The organism is Saccharopolyspora antiqui (assembly GCF_052246905.1).
Lineage (GTDB): Bacteria > Actinomycetota > Actinomycetes > Mycobacteriales > Pseudonocardiaceae > Saccharopolyspora.
The window spans coordinates 37,909-55,301 of record NZ_JBQQBO010000028.1 but is presented as its reverse complement, the minus strand read 5'-3'; the positions used below and the strand labels follow the sequence as shown (position 1 = coordinate 55,301).

Below are 17,393 nucleotides of genomic sequence, written 5' to 3'. Positions count from 1 at the left end.
CACCTGGGCCGCGGACGGGGCGCGGTGGGCGCTCAGAACTCCTTGGCCAGCGGTCCGATCAGCGGCTCCCACTCGGTGACCGTGACCTCCGCGATCACGCCCCGGATCCTGAACGGGTCCTTCTCGACGTGGGCGCGGACCTCGTCCTTGGTGGCGGCCTTGAACAGCAGCAGGGCACCCTGCTGCTCGTCGGCGCTGTAGGGCCCGGAGACCGCGACGATGCCGCGCTCGGCGAGTCCGCGCAGGTAGTCGCGGTGTTCGGCGCGGAACTCGTCGCGGGTGGCGGTGTCGTCGGTGTAGCGGTAGGTCACGGCGAAGACGGTCACTGGTGGATCCTTCCGACCTGGTTGGTTTCCCGGTGGCGGTTCAGCTGGGCGTGGGGTGGAAGTAGGCGTGGCTCGGCAGGTTCTCGCGCTGCTCCAGCGCGTTGATGGCCGAGGCGGTCAAGCTCCGCGTGATGTGGTCGCGCATCAGTTGCGCGGCGCTGGGTCCGTCTCCGGCGAGGATGAGTTCGAGGAGCTGGTGGTGTTCATCGAGGTCCCTGGTGCGGGGCTCGTCGCCGGGTGGCAGTTCCAGGCCGACGCGGCGGTACCGGTCGGATTTGTCCCACAGGTCGTCGAGCAGCCGGATCAGGACATCGTTGTGCGAGGCGAGGTAGAGGGCGCGGTGGAATTCCCGGTGCGCGGTGAGCGCTTCCTCGCCCCAGGTCCGCGTGACGGGCAGCAGTCGCTCGACGGCGCCGCGCATCGCGGCGATGTCGTCGTCGGTGCGGCGGGTCGCGGCGAGTTCCGCGGCGCTCGGGTCGAGGGAGAGGCGGACCTCGAACAGCTGGCGGGCCTCGGTGGCGCTCATCCGAGCGACTCGGGCGTCCCGGTGGGCGTCGAGGTCCACCAGGCCTTCGCTGCTGAGCCTGCGGATCGCCTCGCGCAGCGGCGTGATGCTCATGCCCAACGATCCGGCGAGGTCGTGCTGGGCCAGCCGTGAACCGGGCAGCAGGGCACCGGTGAGGATCAGTTCGCGGAGCTCGACGTAGGCGACGTCGCTCTTGCTGGAGAACACATTCGTGCTGGTCATCGCCTCCGGTCGCCTCCGTTCGCGAATTGGGGCTTGTGTTCAAGCTCAGCGCGATCGTAGCATCCTCGCATCTTATAAAATAGATTATAAATTACGAGGAGATCGCCGATGAAGATCGTCTCTGTCCACGAGGACGTCGTCCCGATCAGTTCCTCGATCCGCAACGCCTGGATCGACTTCACCGCGATGGACTGCTCGATCGTGGCGATCGTCAGCGACGTGGTGCGTGACGGCGAACCGGTGGTCGGCTACGGCTTCAACTCCAACGGCCGCTACAGCGCCGGTGAGATCCTCCGCCGCCGAGTCATCCCCCGGCTGCTCGCCGCCGAGCCGGAGACGCTGCTCGCCGAAGACGGCCAGTTCGAACCGGCCCGCGCGTGGGACGTGATGATGCGCAACGAGAAACCGGGCGGCCACGGCGAGCGGTCCGTGGCGGTCGGCGTCGTCGACATGGCGCTGTTCGACCTCGCCGCCAAGATCGCTGGTCAACCCCTCTACCGCTGGCTGTCCGAACGCTACGGCGACGGCCAGCCCGACGACTCGGTGTTCGTCTACGCCGCTGGCGGCTACTACGCCCCCGACAAGGGCCTGCGCGAGCTGCAGGACGAGATGCGGGGCTTCCTCGACCAGGGCTACCGGGTCGTGAAGATGAAGATCGGCGGGGCGGACCTGACCGAGGACCTCAAGCGGATCGATGCGGTCCTCGAAGTTCTCGATGGCGACGGCTCCCGGCTCGCCGTGGACGTCAACGGCCGGTTCGACCTGGCGACCGCGCTCGAATACGCGCGCGCGATCGAGCCCTACGGCCTGTTCTGGTACGAGGAGGTCGGCGACCCGCTGGACTACCAGCTCAACGCCACCCTCGCCGAGCACTACAGCGGACCGCTGGCCACCGGCGAAAACCTGTTCTCGCTGCAGGACGCCCGCAACCTGATCCGCTACGGGGGGCTGCGCCCGGACCGCGACTTCATCCAGGTCGACCCGGCGCTGAGCTACGGGCTGGTCGAATACCTGCGGATCCAGGACATGCTGCGCGCCCACGGCTGGTCCTCGCGCCGCTGCATCCCGCACGGCGGGCACCAGTTCTCACTGCACATCGCCGCGGCGCTCAAGCTCGGTGGCAACGAGTCCTACCCCGGCGAGTTCCAACCCACCGGCGGCTTCGCCGACGACGCGGTGGTCCGCGACAGCTACGTCGGACTGACCGAGACGCCCGGAATCGGGTTCGAAGGCAAAGCGGCTTTCCACCGCGTCCTGCGCGAACTGCACAACTGAGGCCCCGACCAATCTTCCAACCGTCGTGCAAGGGAGCACAGGATGTCGTCCACGATCGCAGCCGACCGCCCGCAGCGGTCCCGGTTCGGCAAGCTTCTCCGTGAGTTGTGGTTCCAGGTGGTGGTGGCAGCGGTGCTCGGCATCGCCGTCGGCCTCCTGCTGCCCGATGTCGGAACCGCCCTCAAACCGCTCAACGACTGGTTCATCGCCCTCGTCGAGATGATCGTGATCCCGGTCGTGTTCTGCGTGGTGACCACCGGCATCGCCGCGATGGACAACCTCCGCAAAGCCGGCCGCATCGGCGTCAAGGCGATCGGCTACTTCATAGTGTTCTCGCTGGTGTCCATGCTGATCGGGCTGGTGGTCGCGAACATCTTCAAGCCCGGCGCCGGGATGCACATCGATCCGGCGACCCTCGATGCCGGGGCGGTCCCCTCAGCGGCGACCGAGCAGCACGCGAGCTTCTCCGGATTTGTTTCGAGCCTGATCCCCGACAACCTCTTCGGCGCGATCACCAGCGACAACATCCTCGCCGCACTGCTGGTCTCCATCGTGTTCGGGGTGGCGCTCAACGTCAGCGGCCCGGCGGCGGCACCGCTGACGCGCGGCATTTCCGCGCTGTCCGTGGTCGTCTTCCGGATCGTCGGGTGGGTCATGCGCCTCGCCCCGATCGGCACCTTCGGGGCGCTGGCGACGGTCGTCGCCACCTACGGCGCCAGCAGCCTGCAGCAGCTCGGCTACCTGATCGCGTTGTTCACCGCCACCTGCGTCGTGTACATCATCGTGGTACTCGGCGCGGTCATGCGGGCCTGCAAGCTGAGCTTGTTCGGTCTGATGCGCTTCCTCAAGGACGAGCTGCTGGTGGCCCTGAGCACCTGCTCCAGCGAGGCGGTCCTCCCGCAGGTGGTGCGCAAGCTCGAAATCCTCGGCATCGGTCGCCCCGTCGTCGGCATCGTGATCCCGGCGGGCTTCTCGTTCAACCTCGACGGTTCCGCGGTCTACCTGACGATGGCGTCGCTGTTCCTCGCCCAAGCCGTCGGCATCAACCTGAGCTGGCAGCAGCAGTTGGTGATGGTCGGCATCATGATGCTGACCAGCAAGGGCACCGCTGGTATCGCCGGCGGCGCGTTCATCGTCCTGGCGAGCACCATGACAGCGGTCGGGCACATTCCGCTGGCCGCGCTCGCCCTGATCGTCGGCGTGGACCGGATCCTCAACGAAGGCCGGGTGTTCATCAACGTGCTCGGCAACGCCGTCGCCGCGATCGTCGTCGGCAAGTGGGAGAACGACTTCGACCAGGGCAAAGCCCGGCGCGTGCTCAGTGCGGGAACCGCCGAGCAGGAAACCGAGCAGCCCGCGGTCGAAGAGGCCACCCCGAGGAGCTGAAGTCGGTATTCCACAGCCGGGTGGGGCTGACGATTCCTCGCCAGCTCCACCCGCCCGGCCCGGTTTCGCCGTCGGGCGCCGCCGAGGTCAGTGAGGAACTGCGGACCTGTTGCGCTGGGTTTCGGCCCCGCACCCGCTGGCCGGCCACTCCCTGGGCGGCCACTCCCTGGGCGGCCTGCCGCTTCGCGCGGCGCCTCCGCGACGAGCGGGCCTGCTCCCGCTGGAACCCCGGCGCCAGGACTATCCCGGCTAGACGCCTAACCGCTCGGTCCTCTGCCCGCCCAGCACCGAGCTCTTCGAATCCGTTCCTGAACGCGTTTTGAGGACGATTTCGCGCGAAATCGCCGCTTCTCGTGGGCGGCGGGTTGCGATTTCGCGCGAAGTCGGTTGGTCGAATCCTCGCACAGCCGCTTCAAGGACAAACCCTCAACGCTGATCGCAGGACCCGCGCTGCGCAGTTCGTCACGGCTCTGCGCGCGGCGTACGCGGACACCGCGTCGGTGTATGCCCCTGGTTGGCCTGCTCGGACGAACTTCGTGTGGAGCGCGAGCCGTGAGCTCATTGGAAGACATCGTCCGGGCGATCACCACCGCCGATCCCGACTCCACTGACGCCTCCGACCTCGAAGCGCTTCGCGATCTGATCGGGAATGCTCGCGTGGTCTGCCTCGGCGAAGGCGACCACGACATGTCCGAGTTCTACCGGTTGAAGCAGGCGCGCGGATCGAGATCTCGGCAGTACGCGCTCGTGAGTGGGGAGCCTGGTCCTTGCCGGATGCTCAAGTTGAGGACATCGCTGACAGTTGGTGCCTCAGGACCTCGCGGGCACTGATCGGCCCGTCGTCGTAGTGGTCAGGGCTGTTGTGGTGATCATGCGGCGATGGGCAGAGCAGAGCTTTCGATGGATCCCGAGTTCGCCGCTGCGGTCACGAGGATGGCCGTGGACGGGAAGATCAACATGGCAGGCTTCTGCCACGAACATCTCGCCGGACCAAACACTCACGAGTCTCGCGGCGCTGGGATGACAGGAAGGTTCCCTTCCTCAGGTAAGACAGGGTGCCGTCGGCCGGGTAGTGACAGGAAGGTTCCCTTCCTCGCGGATCGGGCACGTGCGTGCGCCCCGGTGAGGCGCCGCGCACGCCAATTCGCACGCCCTTCAAGGACCAGATCCTCAGCGTTGTCGTCGAGCGACCGCGCTCGACTCGCCGCCGAGTGCGCGGAGTCGGGCAAACCGAGCAGCGGCGCAAGGCGATGAGATCGCTACGCGGTCACGCCGTGAAGCCAGGAGCCTTACGGCTGGGATGTTTCGATGCGCCAGCGGACGTTGCCCTCGACGAGCATCAATGCAGCTTTCGACGGCTTTGACCTGCCCATCTCGCTGTTCGATCTGCGATCTGCGCCAACCGATCTCATCGCGGGACCGGCGGCATCCTGGGGCAAGGCAGCCAGGGCGCCGTCGGCGATCTCCCGAGGCGTTCGCCCATCCTCACAGCGCCGCCCACCCTTCTCTGGTGTGGTCGACAAGCTCCGGGACGACATCGAAAGTTCGACCGGATGAAGCGCGTCGATCTTCGATGCGTGAAGCCGCCAGGTGCCGCACCGGGCGCCGCTGCTAGTTGGCGGCGGCTCCCGGTGCGGCGCATGGATCATTCGTTGGGGTTGAACGGGATGCCTTCCGGCTTTGCGTTTTCAAGGTTGCCAGCGAAAGCGCTGTCCTTGATCGCCAGGCTGGCGCTGCCGAAGTCAGCCGATGTCAGCGTGTCGCGGATACCGGCCGGGAAGTTGTCCCAGCTGACCAAATCGGGGTACTGCCACGTCCCGTAGTGGTTCTCCGGCTGCTCGTCCATGTTGGCCAGGCGGAACGCGTGGGTGCCGATACCGTCCTTGTGGTAGATGACCTTCGGATGGGTACCTTCCCAGGCGACCTGGGAACTGGGGTACGTGGAGTAGTCGCCATGCGCCGACGTCGAAACGTACTGCGCCTGATCCTGGAAGACCCACACCACCACGTGTTCGAGGTCGTGCCGGTGTCCGCCGAGACCGCTGCCGTCGACGGCCTGGTCCTTCTCGAAGTACAGGTCGTAGAGGTAGGCGCACCAACCGTTCTGGTTGCACTTGGAGCGGGAGTAGGAGTTGGTGTTGTCGAGATCGGACTGGTCGTGGCAGTTGCCGTTGACCGCGCCGGAGGGCTCCAACCCCGGGGCCACCGTGCCATCGGAGCCGATGGCGGGGGTGGGGTAACAGCCGTCTCCGTCGTAGTCGAAAGCCGGTTGCCATTTGGCGTCGGCTTCCGCAGCGCTACCGGGCAGCGCGGCGGGCGGATCCGCGAAGGCATACGCCGGGGGGATCGCCAGGAGCAGCACGGCGGCACCGGCGAAGGCGCGGATGGCGAACGAGGACTTCCTGGCCCGCCGCGGCCTCTTGCGTTCGCCAGGGGATTCCTCTTGACGGCGGAAAAGCCGTAATATCTGCGTCTTTCGTATTCCGTCCACTGTGTCCATCGCAACTACGACCTCTCGATCTTGTCGGCAGGACCCGGCTGATCATAGTTGCTTTCCCAGACCTGAACGGCGAATTCGAGTTGAACAGAAAAGATCGGCTCGATCTCGCCGAGGGTTCGCTCGAATATTTCCCATATTCAATTCGGCACATGAACCGCCCGGCGGCCGCGCCGCAGCGGCCGACTCGCAGGTCAACGCGACAGCGCCAGATATTGCGGAACCGTGCCAGACACGGTCAGGCAATTCGCGTGGCGGCTGCCGTGGTGAAAATCGGGAACTCCGGTAATTCCGCTGGTCCGGGCATATTCTCGCCGGTGGCCGCTAGAACACGCCCGATGCGGTTTCAGGACGTCAGTGTTGCGGCCTGCACGTGGTCGATGCGGTTGCGCATCGCCGCCCAGTAGACCAGGCCCGGCACGATGAGGCCGAACAACCAGGCGATATCGGCCCCACCTAGCAGCGGCACCAGAAAACCGGTGAAGACCCCTTCCGCGTTGGAAAACGGGATCTGCACCACGATGCCGAAGAAATATGCCACCAGCGCCGGGCCGCACCAACGCCCGTAACGCCCGTTCGGGTCATACATGTCCGCCAGGTCGTAGTTCTCCTTGCGCAGCAGGTAGAAGTCGATCAGGTTGATAGCACTCCACGGAGTCAGGAAATAAAGCAGGAAGTGCAGGAACAGCACGAAGTTCGACAGGAAGTCACCGCGGCCCAGCACCGCCGCGACACCGCCCAACACCCCGAAAAGTCCGATGTAGACGATTCGGGTGCGCGGCGAGAGCATGACTTTCCGGGTGAATGCGGTCATCGTGGTGGCAACGGTCATGTAGCCGCCGTAGATGTTGAGCACGTTGACCGTGAACTTGCCCAACGCGACGGCCATCAGCAGCGGCAGCACCAGGCCCTGCCCGCCGAGGCCGACCACGTAGGCGACCTCGTGCCCCTTGAACGCCGAGCCAGCGACCGCGTAGGCCAGCGCGCCGAACGACATCGCCCAGGTCGCACCGATCGCGGTACCACCGTAGGTCCACCAGAAAGTGGCGCGAATCGAGGTCGTCGCCGGGAGGTACCGCGAGGTGTCCGCAACGTACGGGCCGAATGTGAGCTGCCAGGACGCCGTCAGCGACAGCGCCAGCAGGAACGCGGGCAGATCCAGATGCGCATTGGCCAGCACCGGGCCGAGGTCGTGGGTGGTGAGCAGCCGGATCGTCAGGTACACGAACACCACGACCGACACCAGCGACGTCAACCAGCCGAATCGGTGGATCAGCCGGTAGCCCACCATCGCGATCAGCGCGGAAAGCCCCGCGTACAGCAGGATGCTCAGGTCCACCGGCAGACCGGTGATCTCGGCGAGCGCCTGACCGCCCAGCACGTTGCCGCTGGCGAAGTAGCCGAGGTACATCAGCACGACGAGGATCAACGGCAGCACCGCGCCGTACACGCCGAACTGGGCGCGGCTTTGAATCATCTGCGGGATGCCGAGTTTGGGGCCCTGCGCGGCGTGCAGCGCCATCGGCACCGCACCGATGCCATTGCCCAGCACGACGGCCACCAGCGCCCACAGCGGGTGCAGGCCCACGAGCACCGTCAGAGCACCCGTCACCGCCGCCGTGATCTGCATGTTTCCCGCGAACCACAGCGTGAACAGGCTGCGCGGGTGGCCATGCCGTTCGCCGTCCGGAACGGGGTCGATCGACCTGCGTTCGACCTGCAGTCCTCCCGCCATTTGACCTCCTCGCGACGGCGACGTTCAGTTCGTTCCATTAGTCGCCGCGCACCCCCCGACAGCAATGGCCACCCCGCACCCGCTGTCCAGGATCCCAGACACGACGAGCCACCCCGACTCGGTACGGACCCCGGGCAGCCCCCGGCTCAAACAGGGCGCACGAACCGGAAGGTGCCGCCCGCCAGAGGGTTCTGGCACCAGCCCGAGCGCCGCAGAGGCCTGGGGGATTCTCCGACGAAGCAGTCTCCGGGAGGCCAATACGAGGCACCCACCGACCTAGTGCGGCCATGGCAACCAGGGCCGCACAACAGCCGAACCACTCCCACGTCCAGGCCGGTGGGGTGACAGGAAGGTTCCCATGCTGCGAAAACACGGCAGCCAATCCGGGCAAATCAGTCTTTCCTGCGCGCCGGACCGCTGTTCATGCTCGAAGGCGAGACGGTCGACGAGAACGGCTAGATCAACTGCCGGATGCGGTCGCAACTCGGAAGCGGAGGCGGCTACGGGCCGCAGGGGCTGGTGGAACTCCCGATCCGCTTCCTGCTGCCTACGGCGTCCCGTGATTCACCGTTGGTCGGCTTGCGCGCGGCCCGATTCGATCACCCAGGACGAGATGGTGTGCACGGAGCCGTCGCGGCTGCCGGTGTCGGCGGCGACGAAATCCGTGCGCCATTGGGAGGCAGTGATCGTGCAGAGCGTGTATCCGCAGTTCTCGTCGTAGAAGCGGACTTGCGGGTTCTCCGGCAACGACTGTTTGGTCAGGTTCGAGGTGAAAGCGGCCGCCGAACTGATACCGGTGGTGAGGAATTCGGTCAGCACTGGCGGGCCGTCGAGGTTCCGGTCAGCCGGAACGTTGTTCACCCACGCGGTGTGCCAGTCGGCTGAGAGCATCACCGGATTACGCGGCCGTGTCGCGGCGAGATCGTCCAACAGCCGCTGCCGGGCCGCTGGATAGCCATCCCACGACGCGTAATACACCTCCCGGTCCGCACCAGCGGCGAAGTCGTACGGCGCGAAAAGCACGGTTTGCACGATCGGATTCCACGCCGCGCCGGTGCGGCCCAGGCTCCGGCGCAGCCACCGCTCCTGGTTCGCACCGAGCATCGACCGCTGCGGATCATCGAGCGCCGCGCAGGCCGCCCCGATCAGTTCAGTGCCGCAAACGTACTGGTCATCTCGGAATTGGCGGGTGTCGAGCAGATGCAGCCGGGCCAGCCCGCCGAAATCGACGCTGTGGTGGATTCGCATGCTCGGGCCGTCCGGGTGGGCAGCAGCGGACATCGGGAGGTGTTCGTAGTAGGCCTGGTAGGCGGCGGCACGACGTTGCAGCAGGGCCGGGTCGCCGTCCTCGACCGCATCGTGGTTGTCGGGAATCACCAGCCAAGGCGCGGCCGCGTGGGCGTCCTGCAGATCTGGGTCGAGCCGGTACAGGGCATGCCGCAGGCGGTAGGACTGCAGGTCGGTCGCTGTCGCCCGCAGGTGGTTGGGAATCTCGGCAAGCCGCGGATGGACACCGGTCGTGAAGACGTCGTCGTAGATGTAGTCGCCGACCTGCAGAACGAGGTCGAGGTCCCGGGCGGCCATGTCGCGGTAGGCGGTGTAGTAGCCGTCCTCGAATCGTTGGCACGACGCGATCGCCATCCGCAGTGCGGACACCGCCGCACCCGCTGCCGGCAGAGTCCGGGTGCGGCCGACCCGGCTCAGCGCCCTGCCGCAGCGAAACCGGTAGAAGTACCAGCGATCCGGCGCCAAACCGGTGACGTCCACACGCACGCTGTGCGCGGCCTCGGGGTACGCGATCGCGGTGCCCTGCTGAACAACGGTGGTGAACCGCTCGTCGTCGGAGACCTGCCAGTGCACCGGCAGCGCACGCGGGGCGAGGCCGCCGTCGATTTCCAGCGGAGACGGCGCCAGTCGGGTCCACAGCGTGACTCCCGTTGGAGTCGGCGCACCGGATGCGACACCGAGTGTGAACGGATAGCTGTCCCACTCCCCGGCGGCGACGCCGGTGCCGAAGTAGAGGCCCGCAGCAGCACCGAGCCCAACCCCGAGCACACCCCGCCGTCCGATCCGGATCACCCCGGCCCCTCCCCACACTCAACCTGCCAGCAGAAAAGCAGCCAGACATGAACAGCTGGCACGCCCGCCATGAACACCACACAGCCGACCGAGATGCAGCATGGGAACCTTCCTGTCATTTTTGGCAGGAAGGTTCCCAGCTCCTGAGCGGATCCGCGCCGTGAGCACCGCCAGTTATCAGTTCAGTCCACTGTGGCCGTCGTCGATGAGACAGATGCGTCGGTCACGGTGTGTCGGTGAGCGCAGACAGACTGCCCATGACGATGCTGGTGGTATGGCAGGAGTCGATGCGCTGGCCAGGATCGGGCTACGCGTTGGCCACGCCGTTCTGCGCCATACCCGCGCATGGTGGCGCTTACGATTTGCGGGCCGAGGGATCAAGCCCGCAGCGAAAAATCCAGCACCACCCCGGACCGGAGCGTCACGGCTGCGGACCCACACCGGCGATGAAACCGGCAGCACAGCTGACGGATGCGTCTCGCGTCGCGAGGAGGGCGCCGACCGACCAGAGCCTGCCGATCAGCGGCGGACAGGCCTGGTCAACGCCCCGGCCTGGCAGGCGTTCCGTTGAGCGGTCCGATCTCGTAGAAGTCGTTGATGTGGCCGCGTACGAGCTCGACGGCCCGTGCCACGTCGTGGCCCTCGATGGCCCGCAGGATGCCGCGGTGTTCGGCGCGCACCGTCTTCGCGGTCTTCCGCCAGTCGGCCAGCCGCTCGTATGCGTCGATCATCTGCCGTTGAATGGCGGTGCGCAGCGAACTCATCAAGTACGAGGCCAGCGAATTCCCGGTGGATTCGGCGACTCGAACGTGGAATTCGGTGTCCAGCCGGTTGAAGTCGCGAGCGGTCAGCTCCGGCACGTCCATCTGGTCCAGGATCATGCGCAGCGCCTCGTGGTCCTGCACGGTAGCGTTGCGCGCCGCATCGGCGACCGCCCACTCCTCCAACATGAGCCGGGTACGGATCACATCGGTATCGCTGAAATGACCGAGCGCCAACTGCATCTTCAGCAGGATCGCAAAACCGTCGCCGGGGCGGCCGACGAACACCGTCCCTCCGTCGGGGCCTCGACCAGGCCGAACCTCGACGATGCCGAGCGCTTCGAGCACACGAAGCGATTCGCGCAGCGATGGGCGGCTGACTCCGAGGAGATGGGAGAGTTCGCGTTCGCTGGGCAGCCGGTCGCCCGGTGCGAGCAGGCCGTCGAGCATGCGCTGCTCGATCTGCGCCATGACCTGCTCGTAGGTGCGGACCTTGCGCACCGGCTCCCATGAGCTCTGGCTTGCGGAACTCACGCTTCTCCTCGATTTGCAGCGGTGATACCTGAGATCGCTTCACCTTACGGTCGCTGCGGATGTCAGCCGCGCATTGTTCTCTCCAGCTCCCGACGCAGCTGCACCGCCAGCACCGAATCGTCGGCGTCGACGTCGGCCCAGCGAAGCACGCCACCTTCGGGAACGTCGTTGCACAATTTGAATCCGCGCGCCAATCCCATGGGCAGTGCGCCCATCTTCAGCGACGCCGCGGCTGGGGCGAGCTTGCCGTACACCATGTAGCCGCCCTCGCCGTCGAGGATTTCCCCGGCCTTGAGAGCGCGTTTGGCTACCGAGACCACATCGCCCCGGAAGCCGGTCGGGCATCCTGTCGCCTCGCCGCGCACCGCCGCCGAAGCGACGCTGACACCGAGTTCGAGTCCGATCATGTGATATGGCCGGTAGAGCGAGCCGTAGCGCCCGGTTTCGTCGGTGCGCACGCCGTACTCGGCGAAGCATTGGACCGCGTAGTCGGTGCGCGCCTCGAAGGTGACGTAGACGCCCCAGCGCAGGTCACGTGCCACTTCGGTGCCGTCGCGGTGCAGGCTGGAGGCGATCTCGACGGTGCCCCGGCGGGTCAGCTGGCCGCCGATCTCGGTCGGCCGGAATACGGTCGAGAGGTCGTCGACGCCGCAGGGCGGAAAGAACAAGCCTTCGTCCTGCGGCTGCAGCCCGGTGGCGTTGGCGACGGCGGCCATTTCGATTGCCGACTTCGTCCCGTCGAGGAAGGAGTTGAACATCTGCGGGTTGAAGTCGCCGCGGTCGAGCTGTTCCTGCGTGAAGCCGTAGTGATCCCACACGGTGTCCGGGGTGGATGCGTGGTATTCCGGCAGGTATTTCGTGCCCTTGCCCGCGGCCACCACGTCGAAGCCCACCGTGCGCGCCCAATCTACGAGTTCGCAGATCAGTGCTGGCTGGTCGCCGTAGGCCATCGAGTAGACCACGCCAGCTTTCCGGGCCTGCTGCGCCAGCAAGGGCCCCACCATGCAGTCGGCCTCGACGTTGACCATCACGACGTGCCGACCGGCGTCGATCGCCCGAACCGCGTGATAGGTGCCTGCCACGGGATCGCCGGTGATCTCCACGACCGCATCGAGTCCGGGGGCGGTTATCAGCGCGTCGGCACTGTCCGTGACATGCGTCGCGCCGCTGCGCAGCGCTTCGTCGAAGTTAGCGGCCGCGTAGCGCTCGGCTGGCCAGCCGGTGCGATCCAGTGCTGCCCGCGCCCGCTGCGGCGACAAGTCGGCCACGCCGACGACATGCACACCTTCAGTGTTCAGTACCTGGGTCAGGAACATCGAGGCGAACTTCCCGGCCCCGATCACCCCGACCCTGACCGGTCCTGCAGCACGAGCCCGCTCACCCAACAAAGTGTGGAGGTTCATCAAACTCCTCACCGGCCATACGGTCTGACCAAAACAACAGCCGAAACTAACCTCACCCCCACACTCCGTCAACCCGCCGCCGAGCGCCGCAGCATGGGAACCTTCCTGTCACTCGTGTCGCCTACGGCAGCAAGGTTCCCTTCATCGCACCTGCTGTCGAGGGGCACCAACAGCGCCGAAATATGCGCATGCGCGCATGCGGACTTATTCTTCGGGCATCCCACTCAATGCCAGGAGAGATCAAGATGGCAGCCTCACATCAACAACACTCCGACCACGACCACACCCACGGGCCAGCTTGCGGACACGTCGCAATCCCCCACCATGACCACGTCGATTACGTCCACGAAGGACACCTGCACCGCGAACACGAAGACCATTACGACGAGTGCGAAACCAGGGAACACATCGAACACTCACAACACGACCACGTTCATGGCGAAAACTGCGGCCACGTCGCGGTCCCGCACGGCGACCACGTCGACTACCTGCACGACGGCCACCGCCACGCACACCACGACGGACATTACGACGAGCACTGAACGACACCACGCGGGCGCACACCCGAGAGCGCTCAACTGAGTAGCGCCAGGCGCGCCAGCCGATCTGCCCGAGACCTCTCATCAACGAGCCAGCCAGCTTCCCCAGGGGCCACCCTGTCGACCTGGATGAAAATGATTATCATTGCGTCGATGCGGATTCGGCCGTCTTCGACCGGCAGCAAGGGAACCTTCCTGTCACTCCGAAACGGCCGTGCACCACTGAATCGCCTGGAAGGGACGCAATGCAGCACAACCTGGAACACCGAGTCGGCGACTACATCGTTCGCGCGGCCAGAACAGCCGACGTCAACGGCGCACGAAAGGTCATGCTCGACACCTTCTACAAGGAATTCGGGCACGGCTACGACTCGAAATGGCATGCCGATGTGATCAACATCGAGCACACCTACCTGCGCCATCCCCGACACGCCCTGTTCGTCGCCGTCCAGAACAACGAGGTGGCAGCCACAACCGCGGTTCGAGCCAACGGCCCCAGCAGCCCGCCACATCCACGGTGGATCGCCGACCGCTACCCCAGCGGCGAGACCGCCCAACTGTTCCGGGTGTATGTCGACCGCGCGCATCGCCGACACGGACTCGCGCGCGCCCTCGTCTCGATGGCGTGCGACTTCGTCGCCGCAACCGACGGTTACTCCGCGATCTACCTGCACACCAACCCAGCGGTCGAAGGCGCCGAACCCTTCTGGCGGGCGGTGGCGAAGCAGATCCACGACGCACGCGAAGACCCGCGGTACAGCCCGACCATCCACTTCGAAATCCCGATCCCACGCTGAACGACACCCATCCGGGCCCACCGGCGACAGGAAGGTTCCCTTGCTCACCCGTCAGCCGACGCGCGGTCACCGCTGGCGGACTTCGGATGCCCTTGCGCGCCCTGCGGACGAAACGGGATGACGTTCTCCGAACAGCCCTTGCGCACCTTGATGCCAATTAATGGTTAAGTCGCATTTATTGTTCCTGTCAGACGCTCTTACATATTTATTCCAGGCAACCAAGAACCGCCTTCACCTGCGAAAACACTGATTCCAAGCACGGTTTCGGTTAGCAGGTACAGACAATTTCAGGGTGGACTTCACGCCGTTCGTCGAGTCAATATCTATTCGTCCCGAAACCATGTACCCGGTGATCGGCGCTCCGTTGTGTTCAACCGGCGTCGGCACGGGCGAATAGTGAGGAGACTCGACGTGAATGTGCGCCGCAAGGCTGCCGCAGCCGCTGCTCTCGGCGGCTTGTCGGTTGTTGGCACGCTGCTGGCCCCGCATGCCGCTTTCGCCCACGGCGACATGCAGGCCCCGGCTGGTCGTGCCTACACCTGTTTTCTGGAAGGCGCGGAGAGCCCGGACTCCGAGGGCTGCAAGGGAGTTGTCGCCGAGAACGGCACGGCCCCCGTCTACGACTGGATGAGCAACCGGATCGGCGACGCCAATGGCCAGCACCAGGAGCTGATCCCGGACGGAAAGCTTTGCAGCGCCAACGATCCGATGTACTCCGGGTTCGATTCCCCGGCCACGGCCTGGCCGACAACCCAACTGCGGACCGGCGACGTCAGCCTTGAGTTCAAGGCCACCGCCAAGCACCAGGGCGGCTTCGAGGTCTTCATCACCAAGGACGGCTGGGATCCGTCGAAGCCGCTGGCGTGGGGCGACCTGGAGAAGATCGCGGATGTCGACAGCCCGCCGGAGACCGCAGAAGGTTACTCGATCGCCGCGAAGATCCCCGAGAGCAAGACCGGCCAACACATGCTCTACACGATCTGGCAGCGCACTGACAGCCCGGAGGCCTTCTACTCCTGCTCGGATGTGGTCTTCGGCCAGCAGGGCACTGCTCAGACCAGTGCGCTGGAGGCGCAGCAACCCGCAGATGCGGCGACCACTTCGCACGACCACGCCACCCACGAGGCGACGCAGCCCGCTGCCTCTGCACCCGCTGCGGCTCCGTCCTTCTGGGACAAGGTGATGAGCTTGTTCGCCTAACCCCGGACCGCAGGCCCCTGGGGGGAGCAAGGGAACCTTTCTGTCAAAAGTGACAGGAAGGTTCCCTTGCTTCCATGCCTGTCAAGACGAGCCGATGCCGGTGAGGGAGCGGACCTCCATCTCGGCGGTGCGTTCCGGGCTGACTCGGCCGCCGAGCAGCGTTCCGACGTAGCCGCACAGGAACGAGATCGGGATCGACACGATGCCGGGGTTGCTCAGCGGGAACCACGCGAAATCCGCGCCGGGCAGGATCGAGTCCGGTGATCCCGACACCACCGGCGAGAAGATGACCAGCACCAGGCACGAGCTCAGCCCGCCGTAGATCCCCCACAGCGTGCCTCGGGTGTTGAACCTCCGCCAGAACAGCGAGAACAGCAGGGTCGACAGGTTGGCCGAGGCGGCGAACGCGAACGCCAGCGCGACCAGGAACGCGATGTTCAGCCCGTTGACGAGGATTCCACCGAGGATCGACGCCGCGCCGATCACGAGCGCGGTCAGCCGCGCGACCCGGACCTCGGAGTCCGGATCGGCTTTGCCGCGCTTGACGACGTTGGCGTACACGTCGTGGGCGAAGGACGCGGACGCGGTCAGCGTCAACCCGGCGACGACGGCGAGGATGGTCGCGAAGGCGACCGCGGCGACGATTCCCAGCAGCACCGTGCCCCCGACGCGGAACGCCAGCAGCGGCGCGGCGGAGTTCTCACCACCTGGCGCGGCGAGGATTGCTTCGGTTCCGTTGACCGCGCCCGCCCCGTAGCCGATCACGAGGGTGCACAGGTAGAACACGGCCATCGTGCAGGTCGCCCAGACCACGGAACGCCTGGCTTGGAGCGCATTGGGCACGGTGTAGAAGCGCATCAGCACGTGCGGCAGCCCGGCGACGCCCAACACCAGGGCGAGCGACAGCGACACGAAGTCCAATTTGGTCAGTTCGTTCTCCCCGTACTTCGCTCCAGGGGAGAAGATCCGTTCCCCCAGCGGGTTCTGTTCGGCCGCGTGCTGCAGCAGCGAGGTCAGGCTGTAGCCGAACTTGCCCAGCAGGAACAAGGTCATCATCGCCGCGCACAGCATGAGCAAGCCAGCCTTGATGATCTGCACCCAGGTGGTTCCCTTCATGCCACCGACCAGCACGTAAACGACCATGACCAGGCCGACGGCGCCGATCACCAGCGCCTGACCGCTGGAGCTGTGCACGTCGAGCAGCAGCGCGACCAGGCTGCCAGCCCCGGCCATCTGGGCGATCATGTAAACGAAGGAGATCACCAGGGTGGACACCGCTGCCGCGGCGCGGACCGGCCGTTGCCGCATCCGGAAGCTCAGCACGTCGCCCATGGTGAAGCGTCCGGTGTTGCGCAGGAGTTCGGCGACCAGCAGCAGGTTGACCAGCCAGCCGACGAGGAAGCCGATCGAGTAGAGGAAGCCGTCGTAGCCGTGCACCGCGATGGCCCCGGCGATGCCGAGGAACGATGCCGCTGACAGGAAGTCTCCGGACAGTGCGATGCCGTTCTGGGCTCCGGTGAATCGGCTACCGGCGGCGAAGTAGTCGGTGGCGGTGTCGGTGCTGCTCACGCGGTAGACGATGTACAGCGTGATCAGCACGAACACCCCGAAGATGCTCATGTTGAGCACCGGGTTCGCGTCGATCATCGAGGGTCCTCCCCGGTCGCGTTGCGGTACAGCGCCAGCACCCGCGGGTCGATCTGGCGTGCCGCGTAGCGGAGGTACCCGGCGGTGATGAGGATGGTGGTCGCGAACTGCGCGACGCCCATGACCAGCCCGATGTTGATCACACCTACGAGCCGGATGCTCATGAATTCCGGCAGGTATGCGGCGATGGCGACGTAACCGAGGTACCAGCTGAGGAACAGCGCGCTCATCGGGAACGCGAAGCGGCGGAATCTGGTGCGCAGGTCGCGGAATTCGGGGCTGCACGCGATGCCGGCGTAGTCGGGCGCCGATCGGTGAGATCGGGTCGCGGGCTTGTCGATTTCGCCGAAGATGGCCGTCGGCGTGGGCCCGCCGTCGGGGGTTCGCGTCGGCTGGGGTGCGTTGGGCATGCGTCCTTCCAAGCAGTCGAACAACTGCATCGACGTGGTTTCGGCCGATGTATCGG

General features: G+C 65.9%; 16 protein-coding genes. 7 read left to right on the top strand and 9 right to left on the bottom strand.

The features are described from left to right. Window positions 1-32: 32 nt before the first annotated feature. Window positions 33-326 carry a YciI family protein gene (locus ACTWQN_RS31925; RefSeq protein WP_443207346.1) on the bottom strand — a complete coding sequence of 98 codons (294 nt, stop codon included), beginning with the start codon at window positions 324-326 and terminating at the stop codon, window positions 33-35. Between the two features lie 40 nt (window positions 327-366). Continuing rightward, window positions 367-1,074 carry a GntR family transcriptional regulator gene (locus ACTWQN_RS31920; RefSeq protein ID WP_443207345.1) on the bottom strand — a complete coding sequence of 236 codons (708 nt, stop codon included), beginning with the start codon at window positions 1,072-1,074 and terminating at the stop codon, window positions 367-369. A 108-nt stretch (window positions 1,075-1,182) separates the two neighbouring features. Here ACTWQN_RS31920 and ACTWQN_RS31915 point away from each other — a divergent pair, with 108 nt between their 5' ends. From ACTWQN_RS31915 to ACTWQN_RS31900, 4 genes are all read left to right on the top strand, one after another. Then, window positions 1,183-2,349: a mandelate racemase/muconate lactonizing enzyme family protein gene (locus ACTWQN_RS31915; RefSeq protein WP_443207344.1), complete on the top strand. Its 1,167-nt coding sequence runs from the start codon at window positions 1,183-1,185 to the stop codon at window positions 2,347-2,349. A gap of 42 nt (window positions 2,350-2,391) precedes the next feature. Then, a complete protein-coding gene (locus ACTWQN_RS31910) occupies window positions 2,392-3,735 on the top strand; it encodes a cation:dicarboxylate symporter family transporter (RefSeq protein WP_443207343.1) in 1,344 nt (447 codons plus the stop codon). 552 nt (window positions 3,736-4,287) lie between these two features. Next, complete coding sequence (locus ACTWQN_RS31905) at window positions 4,288-4,566, top strand: hypothetical protein (RefSeq protein ID WP_443207342.1); 279 nt, start codon at window positions 4,288-4,290, stop codon at window positions 4,564-4,566. Between the two features lie 477 nt (window positions 4,567-5,043). Then, on the top strand, window positions 5,044-5,292 hold the full coding sequence (locus ACTWQN_RS31900) for a hypothetical protein (protein WP_443207341.1): 249 nt from the start codon (window positions 5,044-5,046) through the stop codon (window positions 5,290-5,292). 88 nt (window positions 5,293-5,380) lie between these two features. Here the strand turns inward: ACTWQN_RS31900 and ACTWQN_RS31895 are convergent, their stop codons facing one another. The 5 genes from ACTWQN_RS31895 to ACTWQN_RS31875 all read right to left on the bottom strand — a co-directional run bounded on the left by ACTWQN_RS31895 (window position 5,381) and on the right by ACTWQN_RS31875 (window position 12,744). Continuing rightward, a complete protein-coding gene (locus ACTWQN_RS31895; RefSeq protein WP_443207340.1) occupies window positions 5,381-6,235 on the bottom strand; it encodes an NPP1 family protein in 855 nt (284 codons plus the stop codon). A gap of 343 nt (window positions 6,236-6,578) precedes the next feature. Further along, a complete protein-coding gene (locus ACTWQN_RS31890; protein WP_443207339.1) occupies window positions 6,579-7,967 on the bottom strand; it encodes a purine-cytosine permease family protein in 1,389 nt (462 codons plus the stop codon). Window positions 7,968-8,531: 564 nt separating this feature from the next. Then, complete coding sequence (locus ACTWQN_RS31885) at window positions 8,532-10,046, bottom strand: alkaline phosphatase D family protein (protein WP_443207338.1); 1,515 nt, start codon at window positions 10,044-10,046, stop codon at window positions 8,532-8,534. A 539-nt stretch (window positions 10,047-10,585) separates the two neighbouring features. Then, window positions 10,586-11,341 carry a FadR/GntR family transcriptional regulator gene (locus ACTWQN_RS31880; protein ID WP_443207337.1) on the bottom strand — a complete coding sequence of 252 codons (756 nt, stop codon included), beginning with the start codon at window positions 11,339-11,341 and terminating at the stop codon, window positions 10,586-10,588. Window positions 11,342-11,403: 62 nt separating this feature from the next. Continuing rightward, window positions 11,404-12,744 (bottom strand): NAD(P)H-dependent oxidoreductase, encoded by a 1,341-nt coding sequence (locus ACTWQN_RS31875; protein WP_443207336.1) that lies wholly within the window; start codon window positions 12,742-12,744, stop codon window positions 11,404-11,406. 245 nt (window positions 12,745-12,989) lie between these two features. On the opposite strand from ACTWQN_RS31875, the gene ACTWQN_RS31870 reads away from it, so the two are divergent. From ACTWQN_RS31870 to ACTWQN_RS31860, 3 genes are all read left to right on the top strand, one after another. Further along, complete coding sequence (locus tag ACTWQN_RS31870) at window positions 12,990-13,286, top strand: hypothetical protein (protein WP_443207335.1); 297 nt, start codon at window positions 12,990-12,992, stop codon at window positions 13,284-13,286. 242 nt (window positions 13,287-13,528) lie between these two features. Further along, window positions 13,529-14,080 carry a GNAT family N-acetyltransferase gene (locus ACTWQN_RS31865; RefSeq protein ID WP_443207334.1) on the top strand — a complete coding sequence of 184 codons (552 nt, stop codon included), beginning with the start codon at window positions 13,529-13,531 and terminating at the stop codon, window positions 14,078-14,080. Window positions 14,081-14,491: 411 nt separating this feature from the next. After that, window positions 14,492-15,280 (top strand): lytic polysaccharide monooxygenase auxiliary activity family 9 protein, encoded by a 789-nt coding sequence (locus tag ACTWQN_RS31860; protein WP_443207333.1) that lies wholly within the window; start codon window positions 14,492-14,494, stop codon window positions 15,278-15,280. 81 nt (window positions 15,281-15,361) lie between these two features. Here ACTWQN_RS31860 and ACTWQN_RS31855 read toward each other — a convergent pair whose 3' ends face one another. Both ACTWQN_RS31855 and ACTWQN_RS31850 read right to left on the bottom strand, forming a co-directional pair. After that, window positions 15,362-16,927: a monocarboxylic acid transporter gene (locus tag ACTWQN_RS31855; RefSeq protein ID WP_443207332.1), complete on the bottom strand. Its 1,566-nt coding sequence runs from the start codon at window positions 16,925-16,927 to the stop codon at window positions 15,362-15,364. Beyond that, on the bottom strand, window positions 16,924-17,337 hold the full coding sequence (locus tag ACTWQN_RS31850) for a DUF485 domain-containing protein (protein ID WP_443207331.1): 414 nt from the start codon (window positions 17,335-17,337) through the stop codon (window positions 16,924-16,926). The genes ACTWQN_RS31855 and ACTWQN_RS31850 overlap by 4 nt, the downstream gene beginning before the upstream one ends. Window positions 17,338-17,393: the final 56 nt, after the last annotated feature.

Bases quoted from the DNA above. Each gene is read 5' to 3' on its own strand.
- ACTWQN_RS31855 (WP_443207332.1), bottom strand. From the start codon at position 16,927: ATGATCGACGCGAACCCGGTGCTCAACATGAGCATCTTCGGGGTGTTC.
- ACTWQN_RS31915 (WP_443207344.1), top strand. From the start codon at position 1,183: ATGAAGATCGTCTCTGTCCACGAGGACGTCGTCCCGATCAGTTCCTCG.
- ACTWQN_RS31920 (WP_443207345.1), bottom strand. From the start codon at position 1,074: ATGACCAGCACGAATGTGTTCTCCAGCAAGAGCGACGTCGCCTACGTC.
- ACTWQN_RS31900 (WP_443207341.1), top strand. From the start codon at position 5,044: ATGCGCCAGCGGACGTTGCCCTCGACGAGCATCAATGCAGCTTTCGAC.
- ACTWQN_RS31870 (WP_443207335.1), top strand. From the start codon at position 12,990: ATGGCAGCCTCACATCAACAACACTCCGACCACGACCACACCCACGGG.
- ACTWQN_RS31875 (WP_443207336.1), bottom strand. From the start codon at position 12,744: ATGAACCTCCACACTTTGTTGGGTGAGCGGGCTCGTGCTGCAGGACCG.
- ACTWQN_RS31895 (WP_443207340.1), bottom strand. From the start codon at position 6,235: ATGGACACAGTGGACGGAATACGAAAGACGCAGATATTACGGCTTTTC.
- ACTWQN_RS31865 (WP_443207334.1), top strand. From the start codon at position 13,529: ATGCAGCACAACCTGGAACACCGAGTCGGCGACTACATCGTTCGCGCG.
- ACTWQN_RS31910 (WP_443207343.1), top strand. From the start codon at position 2,392: ATGTCGTCCACGATCGCAGCCGACCGCCCGCAGCGGTCCCGGTTCGGC.
- ACTWQN_RS31890 (WP_443207339.1), bottom strand. From the start codon at position 7,967: ATGGCGGGAGGACTGCAGGTCGAACGCAGGTCGATCGACCCCGTTCCG.
- ACTWQN_RS31850 (WP_443207331.1), bottom strand. From the start codon at position 17,337: ATGCCCAACGCACCCCAGCCGACGCGAACCCCCGACGGCGGGCCCACG.